Source organism: Dyella ginsengisoli LA-4 (assembly GCF_000334915.1).
Classification (GTDB): Bacteria; Pseudomonadota; Gammaproteobacteria; order Xanthomonadales; family Rhodanobacteraceae; genus Dyella_A; species Dyella_A ginsengisoli_A.
The window spans coordinates 1-15,832 of sequence record NZ_AMSF01000055.1 but is presented as its reverse complement, the minus strand read 5'-3'; the positions used below and the strand labels follow the sequence as shown (position 1 = coordinate 15,832).

General features: G+C 61.6%; 2 protein-coding genes. Both read left to right on the top strand.

Annotation, left to right across the window (positions count from 1 at the left end; translation table 11 throughout):
• Window positions 1-24 precede the first annotated feature (24 nt).
• Window positions 25-14,439, top strand: coding sequence for a putative Ig domain-containing protein (locus tag C693_RS21755; RefSeq protein ID WP_017462622.1), 14,415 nt, complete (start codon window positions 25-27; stop codon window positions 14,437-14,439).
• A 53-nt stretch (window positions 14,440-14,492) separates the two neighbouring features.
• Complete coding sequence (locus tag C693_RS23750) at window positions 14,493-14,825, top strand: hypothetical protein (protein WP_157798621.1); 333 nt, start codon at window positions 14,493-14,495, stop codon at window positions 14,823-14,825.
• Window positions 14,826-15,832: the final 1,007 nt, after the last annotated feature.

Genomic DNA, 15,832 nt, shown 5'->3' with positions numbered 1-15,832 from the left:
GCGATCCGGACGAGGGGAAGCGCCATGGTGGCAGTGATTTCGGGCAACGGTCTTGGCCTGCTGGGGACGTCGGCCTCGGCGTTGAGGCTGGGGAGCCAGGGCGGACTGGGTCAGAGCGGGGCGAGCCAGTACGTCAATGTCGCCACCGGCAACCTGGTGCTGCAGCAGCGCGACGAGCAACTGGTCGCCCAAGGCCTGCTGGCTGGCCTGACCCGGACCTACAACAGCCTCGGCAGCACCGGTGATGTGGGTGCCGGCGCCTGGCTGCTGGGCCTGGACCGTCGGCTGGGCGCGTTGTCCGGCTCCCTCAACACGGCCGGCAGCACGATCACCCGTGACGGGGGCGACGGTGAAGAAGAGATCTTCACCTACGACGCCACGCGCGGGCTGTACGTGGGCACGACCCAGAGTGGTGCCGAAGACACCCTGGCCTGGTCGGCCGGCGATGGCACGTGGACGTACACCGGTGGTGGCGACCGGATGCAGGAGACGTACAGCGGCGCCGGCGTGCTGACCGACCTGACCGACGGCAAGAGCGGCGCGCACTACAAGTTGTCTTACAACCCCACCACGCAGCAGCTGACCAGCGTGATGGCAGACGACGGCGAAGGGCTTAGCCTGGAGTATCAAGACGGCCGGGTCAGCAGCCTGTCGACGATGGAGATTCCGACGACGGGTGGTGCGGTGACCACCGTCAGTCGCGTGAGCTACCACTACGACAGCCTGGGCCGTCTGCAGACGGTGACCACGGACCTCACGCCGGACAACACCACCGACGCCAGTACCTTCAGCACCACCTACACCTACGACGGCGACAGCTTGCGGGTGGCCTCGCTGACGCAGAGCGACGGCGTGACGGTGGGCTACACCTACGCGCAGGACAGCCAAGGCAACTACCGGGTCGCCTCGGTGACCACCGGCAGCGGCACCGATGCGCAGACGCTGAGCTTCAGCTACGACCTGACCAACCAGTCCACCACGGTGACCGACGCCAGCAGCCGGGTCTGGACCTACGGCTACGATGCAGCCGGCAACCTCACCTCGGTGACCTCGCCGGCGGTGAACGGCCAGCGCCAGGTCACCAGCTACACCTACACCGCCGACGGCCATCTCGCCTCGATGACCGATGCGCTGGGCAACACCACGATCTACCGCTACGACGACCGCGGCAATCGGATCCTGGAGCGCGACGCGGCCGGCAATACGGTCACCTCCACCTACAGCGCCGACGACCAGTTGCTGACCCGTACGGTGTACCGCACGCCGGACCCGGATGGTACCGATGCCGCGGATGCCGGCGCGCCGGCCGATCCGTCGACGACGCGCTACGTGTACGACAGCCAGGACCGGCTGCGCTTCGTGATCGACGCCGACGGCGTCGTGCAGGAGACGCAGTACGATAATCCACAAGGCCTGATTAGCGCGACCCGCAGCTTCGCGGCAGGTCAGGCGGGTCAGGTGGGCCAATCCTACGATGTCAGCGACCTGGCGATCGATGCGGCGCCGGACCTGGCGACGATGATCACCTGGGCAGCGGCGCAGGATCTCAGCCGCAGCACGCTCGTCGAGTACAGCTACGACGCGATTACCGGACGCCTGACCCAACACATCGCCTGGGACCAGGTCGACACCTCCGGCAACGGCGTGGCCGATGCCGGCGAGTCGATCACCCGCTACAGCTACGACGGCCAGGGCCTGCTGCGCCAGCAGATCACGGTGCGCGGCAGCGATCGCACGACGCTGGAGAGTGTGTCCTACGCCTACGACGGCCTGGGCCGGCTGCAGAGCCGGACGGACGACGTCAACCAGGCGGTGACCAGCTACAACTACCAGGACGGGCAGGGCACGGTGGCGGTGAGCTACGCCAACGGCCGGGTGCATACCGAGGTGCGCAACAGCGCCGGTGAGCTGGTGACGGTGACCGAGTCGGCCACCGGCGAGACCACGCGGACGACCCAGTACGTCTACGACGCTGACGGTCAGCTGCGGGCCGTGCAGGACGTCGGCGGCGGGATCAGCTACACCTTCTACGATGCGGCCGGGCAGGTCGCCGGCACGGTGGACGACACCGGCGCCGTCACCCGCCTGGTGCGCGACGCCGACGGCGCGGTGGTGGAGACGGTGCAGTACGCCACGCGGGTGGATACCACCGGCTGGCTGAGCAACGGCGCGGTGGGGCCGAGCGATCTGGCCAGTATCCTGCCGACGGCCAGTGCGGATGATCGGACCACGCTGAGCCTGCACGATGCGGCCGGGCAGCACGTGGCCGACGTCGATGCGCTGGGCAATGTCACGGAGTATGGCTACGACGGCGCAGGCAGCCGGGTGTCGACGACGGCCTATGCGACGCCCCTGTCAGCGGCCCAGCTCAGCGCACTGCAGGGCACCCCCGCGCTGGCGACCTTGCTTGCCGACCTCAGCACCATCGCCAGCCCCCAGGATCGGACGAGCTACGTCCTGTACGACCTGGCCCACCGGCCGGTAGCGACGCTGGATGCCCAGGGGTACGTCACCACGACCGCTTACGACGGGGCCGGACGGGTGATGAAGACGGTGGCGTACACCAAGGCGTTAGCGTCAGACCTGGGTCACCCACCCTCACTGGAAACATTGCTGGCCAATCTGAATCAGGTCACAGGCACGGACGATCAGGTCACCCGGTTCTACTACGACAATCGGGGTGATCTCGTCGCCCAGGTAGATGCGGACGGTTACCTGACCACCACGACCTACGACGAAACCAACCACAGTGTGATCACCTCGCGTTATAGCAAAGCGCTGGCGGTCGGCCAGCTGACTGGGCAGGAGTCGGTCACCACACTGGTGGATGATGCTTCCGGCAGTAAGGTTCAGACGGCGGTGACGCAGTACGACGCCGAGGGGCGGGTGCACCAGGTCACGGCGGCAGACGGCACGGTCACGGCTTACGAATACGAATATAAAAGCGCTGGTTACCAGCAGAGCATCACCATCACGCCGCCCAACGGCGGCCAGGTGCGTACCGCCAGCACCACTTACGATGCCTTCGGTGATCTTCAGGCATCGACCGACGGTGCGCATGCCACCACGACTCATCAGTACAACGCCCGGGGTCAGGAGACGCTCAAGACCGACGCGCTGGGCAACACCGTGTGGTCGTACTACGACGCCGCCGGACGCCTGGCCTACCGCGTGGTGGGCCAGCCCAACGGCAGCACCCTCAATGCCTGGGGCGAAGTCACCGCGTACACCTACAACGCCTTCGGCCAGGTGACTACCAGCCGGCAGCTGGCCGGCCGGGTCACGCTGACGACCGGCAGCAGCAGCGGCAGCACCGTCAATCCCGACACCGCTGCGCTGGCGGATCTAGCGGCAGCCTCCACCGCCCTGGCCAACCCGGCTCAGGATGCGATCCAGGCCTACCAGTACACGCTCGATGGCCAGGTGGCCAGCGTGCTGGATGGCAACGGTTATGAGGTCGCCTACACCTACGATGCGTTTGGCGAGGTGGTGCAGCAGCAGCGTCAGCTGAGTCAGCCGGGCCAGGCGCTGAGCGCCGGCAACAGCACGATCACCACGTATAGCTACGACTTGCGCGGCGAGCGCACCGGCGAGACCGACGATGTCGGCGGGCTCAACCGCACGACCGGAGTGACCTACGATGCCTTCGGGCGGGTCACCAGCCGTACCGATGCGCGTGGTAGCACCACCAGCACCACCTACGATGCGCTCGGTCGCCAGGTGACCCAGAGCCAGACGGTGCAGGGGACGGTCCGCACCACCCAGACCAGCTACGACGCCTACGGTCGAGTGGTCACGCAGACCGATGCGATGGGGCAGGTGACCTCGTACCAGTACCCGGATCTGCATACCACCACGATCACCACCCCGGACGGAGTGGTGGTTACCAAGGTCACCGACGCCTACGGCGACACGCTGTCGGTGACCGACGGTGCCGGCAATGTCACCCACTACACCTACGATGGCGACGGCCGCCTCTTGCACGTCACCGACGCGCTGCTCCAGACCCAGCCAGACAACGTCTACGACGCCGACAGCCACCTGCTGCAGACCACCGATACCACGGGGCACGTGGTGAAGTACAGCTACGACGCCAGTGGCCGGGTGCTGACCCGCACGGTGGATCCCAGCGGGCTGAACCAGGTCACCTCGTACACCTACGACGGTCGTGGCCAGACGCTGAGCGTGACCGACCCGCATGGGGCAGTGACCACGTACGCGTACGACGCCTCCGGCAACGTGCTGACCATGGTGCAACAGGCCGAGGCCGACAAGTTCCTCACCACGACCTATACCTGGGATGGGGCCGGCCACCAACTCTCGGTGACTGAGGGGGTGGGTACGAATGCAGCTCGCACCACGCAGTACATCTACGACAACCTGGGAAGACGCATCCGCACAGTGGTCGACCCAGGCAATGGCACCAATCCGAATACCAACGCTGCATACCTGAACCTGACCACAGACTACGCCTACGACGGTAACGGCAACCTGGTCACGGTAACTGACCCTAACAGGAACGTTGCGCGCACCGTCTACGACGAAGCGAACGAGAAGGTCTACACGATCGATCCGTCAGGCGCCGTGGTGCAGGCCTTTTACGATGCCGACGGACGAGTCACCGCAACGCGCACTTATGCCACGCCAATCGACCTGGTTGGGCTGAGTACCGCACCGACCCTGGCCGATGTGGCGAGCCGTGTCGCACAGGTGACCGATTACACCATCGACCAGCGCCGTTATACGGTGTACGACAATAATGGCCGGGTGCACTACACGGTGGACCCGCTGGGCTACATCACCGAGCAGCGCTATGACGCGGCCGGTCGTCCCTCGGAGACGCTCACCTATGCCTACCCGATAAGCAATCAGGCCTTCAACAGCGCCAATCTGTTCCCTGCCATGGTAGCCGGCACGGCCTACAGCAGCATGGGCTCGTTGATCAGTGCTGCCGGCAACACCGACGCGAATGCCGAGGTGACACTAAAGCTGTACGACGCGGACGGTGAGGTCCGCTTCGTGGTGCAGCAGAACACCGTCAACGGGCAGCTGGTGGGCCAGGTCAGCGAACGTCGCTACGACGCCGCCGGCCGGGTAATCAGTGACATCGCCTACGGCACCACGATCCCGCTGAGTACGAGCAGTGCGCTGAGCGCTCAGCTGAGCTCTGCCGATAGCGTGACACAAGCTCTGGCCGGCAGCACCAATTATCACCAGACCCGCTACGTATACGACCAGGCTGGTCGTTTGCGTTACACGATCGATGCCGGCGGTTATGTCACCGAAAGACAATACAGCTCGACCGGGCCTCGCACCGAGACAAATTGGAACTACGTCATTCCAATTTACCTTGATCTCACCACGATACCCGACGCACTGACCGAGGCCGATGTGGCCGCCGCGGTCAGTGCAGCCGTTGCAGCGAACACGACCTCCGACACCCCTCGTTTCACCCGTGACGTCTACGACCTGGCCGGCCGGCTAACCAGTGTGGTCGATGGTCTGAAGGGAGGCTCATCTCCCACCAAGATGTCCTACACCTATGACGACACCGGTCTGAAACTCACCGAGACCAATCGCGATGGCGCGGTGTGGACCTACCAGTACGACGCGGCCGGCCGGCAGATCCGGCAGATCAGTCCCGCAGTCACGATCGCGACGTACATCACGGGCAACACGCTGAGCACGACCAGTGCGCCGGTGATCACGGCGCTGACCTACGACGCCAACGGCAACGTCACGACCCGCACCGACGGCTACGGCACGGCAGCAGCGCGCACCATCACCTACACCTACGACAGCCGTAACCACCAGACCACCACGACCTATCCCGACGCCGGCTACGTCGACACCAGCGGCGTGTTCCACGCCACGAGTTCGACTGGCGTTACGACCGCCACGGTGACCTACGACGCGCTGGACCACGCGGTGGTCAGCAAGGACGTGCGCGGCCACTACGCCTACAAGGCCTACAACCTCGACGGTGAGCTGGCCTATGACGTGGACGCCAACGGCTACGTCACCGCCTACACCTACGATGCCTATGGCAACCAGACCGGGGTGACCCGTTACGCCACGGCACTGAACACCAACGCGATCGGCGGCTGGAGTGCCGGCCAGCCGTTGAGTGCAGCGCAGATTACTGGAGCGCTGACCGCGTCGGGCAGTGATCGCACCATCAACACCACCTACGACCAGGCCAACCGCAAGACCAGTGTGGTGCAGTCGGCCATCACCTACGTACTGGCGATGGGTAATAACGCCGGGCAGGGTGCGACGGACTCGCCGACCACGACGTATGCCTACGACGCTTATGGCAACGTAGTGAAGACGTCGGTGCTGATCCAAGGCGCGTATGGCACCGTCGGCCAATCCAATTACAGCGCCGAGACCTGGGCGACCACCTACAGCTACTACAACGCGCTTAACGAGAAGGTGATGGACGTGGACCCGATGGGTTACGTCACCACCTGGGCGTACAACGGCGCCGGGCAGGTCACCTCGACCACCGAGTATGCCAATGCCATCGCCACCAGCAGCCTGACTACAGCCACCGTGCCGGGCCTTCCGGCGGCCGGCACGGTGGCCAGTGGCTCCGATCGAACCACCACCATCAGCTACGACAGCATCGGCCGGAAGTCCCAGCAGGTCCAGAGCGGCGAGTACAGCTACGTCAACGGGACGGCGGCTATCGCCAGCGGCAGCAGCACGACTAGCTTCGGTTACGACGGCGAAGACCGGGTCACTTCGCTGACCGTCAACGGCGCCAAGACCACCACCACCTACGATGCACTGGGCCGTGTACTCACCGTGACCGAGCCTAGCCGAGCGGTGCTGGTCAGCAACTGGCAAACCCTGCTGGCCGGCAGCGCCAGCATCAATCTGTCCAGCGCCTCGCTCTATGTCCAGGCCTCACCGGTCACCACGATCACCTACGACGCATTGGGCAATGCTGTGTGCACGGTACGCTCGGGGACCGGCGCCACCGCCGAGACGACCTACGATCATTACGATGTTCTGGGCCGGCAGATAACAGAGTCGGTACTGATCAAAGCCCAGCAAGGTACCCCGGGTCAATCCGGATATGTCGCGGCGGTCTGGGATACTACCTACAGCGCTTATGACCAGGCGGGCAATCTCACCAAGACCTGGTTCACGCTCACCGGCAGCAGCGGCTCGGTGGTCGTTACCACCACGGCCACCTACGACAACGTCAACCAGCGGATGAGCACCGTGGTCACGCGGGCCGGTGTCAGCACGCCGGACAGCGCCCAGTACGTCACGTACAACGCCTTCGGGGAGGTGACTGCCCGCGGCGACACGGTCGATGGTAACGAAGCGGTCTTCACGTACAACAACGCCGGTCAGCAAACCAGCGCCCCCGCCAGCAGCACCGGCGCCATCCATAGCTACGGCTACGATCTGGCAGGACACCTGGATTTTGATGGCTACGTGGTCACTGGCGGTGGAAGTAGGACATGGACCTTCCAGCCACTCGACCTTGATGGCCGCGCCGAACATATTCGGGCGCCCGCCAACAATGCTGCTTCGGGGGTGGATGCCGGCGCCCTCACAACCCTCAGCTACGATCGTTGGGGCAATGTGCTGTCGCGGACCGACTCCCGGGGCTACACCACCACCTTCCTCTACGATTCCCAGAATCACGTCATCAAGCAGATCGAGGCTGAGGTGATGGTGGTCGGTACCGATGGCAGCCGCACATGGCAGACACCGGTCAAACAGTGGTTCTACGACGTCAATGGCCGCCTGATCGGAGTCACCGACGAAAACAATCACTCGTCCTGGAACACCTACAACGCCGCCGGCCAATTGACCCAGTCGCAAGACGCCACGTTGGCAAAAAGCTACACGGCGTACGACGTATTCGGTCACGCACTTGCACAACAGACCCCGCCTGTTGACATCGGCTTGGCGCAGGCGGTGCTGTCACCCCACATCACCACAACCACCTATGATCTCGGTGGAAGGGTTACAGGATTGGGGGATTACACCGTCGAAACAACCGACGGTACGTATGCAACGCGCATTGTTCATACGTTGCAGACCTATGTACTGAACGAAAATGGCGATCGCATCGCGGTGACTGATGCCATTGGAAATTCGGGAGATCCCGGGACCAATCCTGCTGCCTACACGTCATACTACGAGTACGACAGCCAGCACCGGGTGCTCAAGAGCCAAAGCGCCGTGCAGAAAGCCAAAGGCGTCGCCGATACGGTTGTCTACGACGTCAACGGCAACAAGGTCAGCGAGACCGATGCCGATGGCAACATCCAGACTTGGTCCTACGACTACTTCGGACGTGTCCAGGCGCACACCGACCTGAGTGGCGCCAAGTACACCTACGCGTACGATCCCGACTCGGGTCTGCTGACCACGCAGACCAGCACCTGGGATCCGAAGAATTCGCAGCAGCAGCCGCTACCGCAGACCGATCCGGGCTATGTGCCCTCGGTTCTTGTTGGAACGACGAGCGAGGTCGATTTCACCTACTACGCCAGCGGTCTGGTCCAGCAGAAAACCGAGAAGACCGGCAGCCAGACCTCGGCCTCGACGCTCTATCAATACGATGCCTCTGGCAACGTGACTGATGTTGTCACCAACACGGTCGATGGTGCTGGTCAGAACGTCCACAATGAAACTGTCACCCGTTACGACAGCCACAATCGCCTGTGGGTGGTTACCAACCAGGACGCCGTCACCAAAGTGGGCCTGATGCGCACGGCCTACAACTATGATGCCGCTGGCAACCGTCGTGCCGCCTTCGTACAGAGTGCCTTTGGCTCGAATGCGTCGCCGATCGGCACAGGAGAAGGAGGGCCAACTGTCTCCTCGATCGGCGCGAAAACCGTACAGCCGGGGCAGGCATGGAGCTTCGATGCATCCAGTGCCTTCACTGACCCGCTTGGCTTTGGACTTACTTTTACTGAATCCAATTTTCCGCCGTGGTTGCACTTGAGCACCGATGGCGTGCTTAGCTCCAATAATCCGAGCACGGCGGGTAGCTGGTCGATCACCTTGGTTGCCACCGATGCCTCAGGTGCATCGGTCAGCACTACATTCACAGTCACGATACCGGTTGTCTCCCCAGTCTTCACCAGCGGCATCACGCCACCCACCGGCAAGATCGGGACGGCGATCAGTTTCTCCGCTCCGTCCGCGACCGATGCCAATGGCGCTACCGTGACCTACACGGCCGAGTACGCCAACGGAAGCCAACTTCCCGGGTGGCTCAACTTCAATGCCACGACCCGTACGTTCAGCGGCACGCCGCCGGCAGGATCGATCAACAGCTACTCGCTGCGAGTGCTCGCCAACGCTTCCAATGGGGGCTCGGCAGCGCTTGACTTCACCTTCGTGGTGGCTTCCACCCCCCCGGTGTACCAAGGGGGGCTGACTGCCCAGACGGCGCTTTCCACGCGCGCGTTCAGTTACGCCATACCGCCCTCGGCGTTCTACGAGAACGACCAGACCACGCTGACCTACGTGGCCAGCGGCATGCCCGGCTGGATGTCCTTCAATGCCACCACCCACGTGTTCTCCGGCACGCCGCCAACCAGCGACATTGGCAACAATTACTTCATCAGCGTTACCGCCACTAACCCGCAAGGGCAGTCCGCAGCCGGCGGCTTCTCAATCAACACCCAGGCCTATGTCCAACCGCCGCCGGTCTACAACGGCGGCTACACCAACCAGACCGGTGTCATCGGCGGTAGCTCCATAACCATCAACAAGCCTGCCAATGCCTTCACTGAGCCGGACGGCGGTGCGCTGACGTATTCGGCGATGGTGTTGATCCCGCAACATGACCTCGACTATCCGGTCAATGGAGGCACCGATGTCGCCACTCGGACAATCCCTGCGCAGTGGGTCAGCATCAGTCAGGTGGGGCTGAGCATCAATGCCACCTCCGGTGCAATTTCCGGCGTTCCCGCCACCCTCAACTACCTGATCTCCGAGGTCACCAACACCTATCAGAAAGACAGCAGCTATCAGCTGGAAGTGATCGCAACCAACGGGCAGGGGGGCACTGCGGCCGGCCAGTTCACGCTGGCCAATTCCTTCGCACTGCCCACTCAGATCAATGCCCTGTCCAATGTGACGGCCAATCCCGGGCAAGGCGGGATCATTGAGGTCAATAGCAACACCTTCAGTGATCCTTACGGTGGTGGCTTGACTTACACCGCCAAGCTTACGAATGGATCAAACCTTCCCAGCGGCATCACCTGGGGCGGTAGCGCCATCTATGTGGGCACGGTGATCTCCGGAAGTTACGGGATCCAGGTCATCGCAACCGACAAGCTGGGTCGTACGGCGGCTGCTACTTTTACGTTAACCGTAAATAACGCGGCCCCGGCATTTATGGGAAGCGCGGCAAACCAGACAGCCGTATCCGGGGCCGCCATGGCGGCGTATACCGCTCCGTCAGCTACTGACAAGAACGGTGACACCATCACCTACAGCGCGACAGGAATGCCTCCCGGAGTCTCCTTCAACGCAAGTACGCGCACGTTCAGCGGGAAGCCGACATCAACGGGCAGCTATACCGTCACCTACAAGGCCTCGGACAGCAGGGGGGGCGTGACCAGCACAACCTTCACGATCACGGTCAGCCCGCCGGCAAACCAGCCTCCAGTCTATAACGGCGGCATCAGTGTCATTCAGTTTTATGCTGGCAGGACGAGCACGTGGAAAGTGCCTTCGACAGCATTTAGCAACCCCACCGGTCGCGCGTTGACCTATTCCATCAAGCGCCAGGATGGCACTGCCCTGGGTTCAGCTTATTCATGGAACTCCACTACGGGAACTCTTACTGCAACGCTTCCGAGTAGCAGTATCGATAGGGACTTCTATGTCGTCATCACGGCAACGGATTCCGTCGATGGTATGTCGGCGAGTACGACCTGTGACCTCATTATATTTTCGAACCTGCCCAGCAAAAACATGCTCGTTCTGAGTGCACCTTTGAGTGCGCAGACCACGACGACAGCCACGTCCACCGCAAGTCCGAACGTCCAGGCCTATTGGTTCATGTACGACGCAGACAACCGGGTCACGGTATCGAACGGCCAGTTGGTGAACGGACAGATCCTGGTGTCCAGCACGGACGCGCACTCCTATTCGCAGTCGTACGACGCCGCCGGCAATGTGGTCGCAGTCACCCAGTACGACACGGCGAATGCTCTAACCACCCAGCAGAAAGATTACGACGAACGCAACGAACTATTGCGCACCTGGTGGCCCGTTACTAGTGGTGGAGGGAAAGACCTTCAAGAGACCCGGCGCTATGACGCCGATGGGCATCTCACCGTTTCGGACATCTACTTTCAGCCTGGCAGCAACATCAGCGTCCAGACCACGGACGGTACGCTTCCTCTCAACTACACCGGCTGGCTGACCAAGGCCACCGTCAACACCTACGACGCTGACGGCCACATCACCTCCTCGTCCGACTACGCGCGCCCCTCTGGTGATAGCTGGCTCCAGACGGCTGCGTTACAGATTGATCAGGGCCGGCTCAGCCCGGACCAGGAGAAAGACCCCGGCACCAGCGGCTACGGCCTGCTGCAGCTCAACTCGCAGGTGCTCTACAGCAATGCCAGCGGGGCATCCGGCTATGACGGGGTTGGCAATCTCACGGTCTACCGCTACACCTCGCTCAATTCCAGCACGCAGACCTGGACCACCAACACCTACACCACCACCTACTACCGGAAAGATAGCTATCTGGAGAAGGCGACCGCCGGTACCAGCACTGACAGCAATGCCGTGTCCAGTACGGTTACCGGCATCTACGACAACTTCGGTCAGCGCATCGACCTGGTCACCCACTACAACAATGCGGCCTACAGCGATCAGGTCCGCGCGTTTGCCTACGATGGTAACGGGCAGATTCTCGAGCGGCGCGATGGCACGGTCAGCAGCGGCAGCTTCACCGCCACCGGTGGGACCGGAACGCATCACTACGCCTATGTAAATGGCCAGCAGGTGGCCGAGGTCGATGAGGGCGGCCACATCAATGCGCTGGGCGGTCTGACGGCCTTCAGCAACGGCGACTCGGGCACGCAGAGTTACACCGCGCAGGTCGGCGATACCCTGGCCAGCATCGCGCAGCAGGTCTACGGCACCAGCACACTGTGGTACGTGGTGGCAAACGCCAACGGGTTGAGTAAGGACAGCGATCTGGTGTTCGGCACCACCTTGAAGCTGCCCGAGGTGACGACGTCGACCAACGATGCGACGACGTTCAAGCCGTACAGCCCGGCGGAGATTTCGGGGAGTACGACGCCGGCGTTGCCGCAGGCGCCGCCGCCGCCGAGTAGTCACCATTGCAGTGCGTTGGCGCAGATCATTGTGATTGCGGTGGTGGTGGTGGCGACCATCGCAACGGCCGGAGCGGCGGCTGTCGCCATGGGGGCAACCGAGGGCATTTTTGCCGCGGGTGCCGCTGCCCTGAGTGGCTCGGCGATCGCGGGAGTCACTGTTGCAGAGGGATTGGCTGCAGCGGCTATCGGTGGTTTTGTCGGAAGTGTGGCCGGGCAGCTCACGGGTGACATGCTGGGCGTGAGCAACGGGTTCTCTTTCGGGGAAGCCTTGGGCGCGGGGCTCGGCGCCGGGTTCACCGCGGGCCTAGGGGGCTTGGCCTCGGGTGGCGAGAGCCTGGCAGCTCTGGAAAAAGCCAACACCTTGGCGGCGGATGCTCGTATTGCCGGCGTCGGTGCGGCGGGAGCCATTGGGGGCTACGCCGGAGAGAAGCTGGCCGGGCAGCAGGCCCACTTCAGCTGGGCGAATGTGGCTGCGGCGGCGGTCAGTGCTGAGGCGACATCACTTTCGGGGTTGCCCGGGAAGCTCGACCAGCAGTTCGGTCTGTCGAATAGCACGTTTGGCCAAAACGTGGTCGGCGGCTTGGTGAGCGGGGCTGTCAGCAGCGAGACTGCACGACTGCTTGGGGGGCATGGCGCAAACAGCGGCCAGATCGTTCGGGATGCGTTCGGGAATGCGTTGGGTAGCGCTGCGATGACGGCGCTTAATGCCTACCAAGTACGTCGCACCCAAGAAGCCCAGGATCGCGCGGAGGCCGCTCAGGTTCAGAGTAACTCGGATGCTCGAGGGGGCTTCTTCAACGCATACCCAGCTTCTGGGGCTGACCAGAGTGGGTGGCCTAGCGATCCACTTGATTCTTACAATCCTTCGGACTACCCGATGCTTGCTAGCGTGGGTGACGATGCGCTGCACGCCGCCATCTTTGGTGCCGGCAGAGGTGGCAGTAATATCATTCCTGCCACCCTCCCAGGTTACGAATCTTTCCTTGAGGTCGATGCCGAAGGACGTCCGCTCCTTCTGCACGGGCTGACGGTAACGGATCTGGCGCCTGTGTCGGTTTCGGCAACGGTCGATGCTCCATCAACTCCGCCGTCAGCCGGGACTGGCGGCTCCAGTCAGGCGGGTGGAGTTGATTCGATGACGGCCGAAGAGCTTCTGTTCAGCTCGTTCCAGTCGGGTCGGTCCTCACAAATCCGGGCTGACACCATGGAGCTGAGGGATACAGTTCCCGGGAGCGCTCGGTACCACGCCTTGCAGGCTGATATCGCACTTCGTGGAGGGACTAGCGGCTCGCTTTCCGACCAAATGGAAGCGCATGCGGTTGGGCCAGAGGTGGATCTGCAATATCGCGCGACGCAGGTTGGGCCTGACGGAAAAATGGTCCCAAGCGTCGGTCCGGAGAATCTGGACATCGAGGAGGCCAATCGTGACTTTAGGAGGAGGCTAGGCGGGGTCTTGCTCGCGGGTGGTGCCCCGGCTCTGTTCGCTGGCCCCGGAGAGGTCGCCCCTGTTCCTGAGCCCATGTGGCGGGTAGAGTTGCAACCGACAAGTTGGCAGTTAGATAGTGCGCCACCACTTCAGCGGATGGTTCCAGACACAGCACCTGAAACGATCAGTCCGCCGTCTTTCACGCCGTATCGCAGCGAGTTGGGTCTGGATTTTGAGACCCAAACCGCTCAAACGTCCAACGGTACGACGATTACCGTTCAGTCCAACCAAACTGTGGCTGCAGATGGCAGCATTGTTGATCAAGGTTCGACGGAATTCCCGGCCAACCAGCTCAGGGCAACGTTCAACTCTCAGACAGGGAATCTAAATATCGATTGGTTGGGAGCGAGCCCTCAGCAAAGTGGTCTAGGAACCGAAATGGTTTCGAGAGCGATTGAGCAGCTGGGTCCTGAAAATGTGACGTCGATTTCCGGTGATCTGGATGCGTCCAATGAGGGCATCTATGACTACTACTACAACGATCTCGGATACTCGAGCCAGGACGCGCTTCAAATGACTCCGGCAGCAAAGATTAGAGCAACCCTTGGCTATTCGAATGTTGGGTTCAATAGTGGCGGCCAAGTCGTTGGGTATCGGGTACCCTAATAACATGCGATGCATATTTGAAGTGATCTCATGTATCGAAATAGGCGCGAGATATGTCTAAAAAAATTGAAATGATTAAGTCTTTGCTGGAAAACGGTCATGAGCGAGATGTTTATGATCTCTTGATGGGTGTGTCGACCTTTAGTCGTAGAGATCGCCAAGAGGCAAAAGCTGAGCAGCCAACTATTGAGTTGACAAAATTAGTTGGAGCGGTGCGCGAGCATCTGCTTTTCATTTCAAAGTACGGTACAGGCAAGTCTCATGTCATCGAGGATGGCAGCCATCACTTTTCCTATCCAGATAAACTTTCTGAATGGCTAAGCCTCGATGCCCCCGGTATTTATGAAGACGATTTGGAGTCGCTATATAACAGTGGCACGCGCTGATTTGGTGTTCCAGACACGGGATTAGGATCTGGAAACACTTTAAGCGCTATGCGAAGGATGGAGTTCGAGGGCGCTGATTATCATGGGGCCGTCGGTAACTCGGTTAAGAGTCGTGGACCAGTAAATGGGCAGGACGCGCTCGACACTTCTATACAGGTTAAGTCGACCTCAACGCGACGAGTCGGAATAGATTACGAGACCGGGGATTTTGTGATATTTGATAATACGATTAATAATGTTTATCACGGCCACGTTCGTACTTGGTCGGAGCTTCGTCCGGAAATGCAAAATGCTTTGCAGAGGGCTGGAATGGTGGATCGACGTGGCAACATTTTAGGTGGCCAATAATGAACAAATTTTCAGATGTCCCGGAGCTTTCAAGGGAAGATGTGCGTCGATCTTTCTCTTCAGGTGACGCTGAGAAGATATGTAATGCTTTGGTGTCGGTGACATTTCATGACCAAGATTGGCGATGGGCGCAAGAACTATGCCTTAGCTTTCTATCGAACCAAGATAGCCGAATTAGCGGGCTTGCTGCCACTTGTTTGGGGCATCTTGCAAGAATCCATAGAAGTATCGATCGGGAAAAAGTATTGGAGAGCCTACGGGGTCATCTCTCTGATACGGAGATAGCAGGTCGGGTCGAAGACGCAATAGACGACATTGAGATGTTTACCTGACCGCTAAAGGGCTAAAGGGGACGGAGGTAATTAAGTCCCCTGATTTGCATCGTCGGCCCGCCTCGGCCGTCCCTGTGGCCGTGCCGCCACCGGGCGGCCGAGCGCCCGCTCGACCAGTGCCTGGAACGTGCGGTCGCCCAAGGCGCGTTCTTTCTGAAGGTGCTCGCGGATGCGGAGCAGGTCGTCCTCGCTGACGCCTTGCCGCAGCCATTCGCCATAGGCCCGATCCGCCGCCGACGCGGTGCCGGCGCGACGTCCCCCCGCTTTGAGTAGCGGGACGGTTTGGAGTCCGGGGTCACTTTAACTGCTTGGCATAGGCGGCGGGTG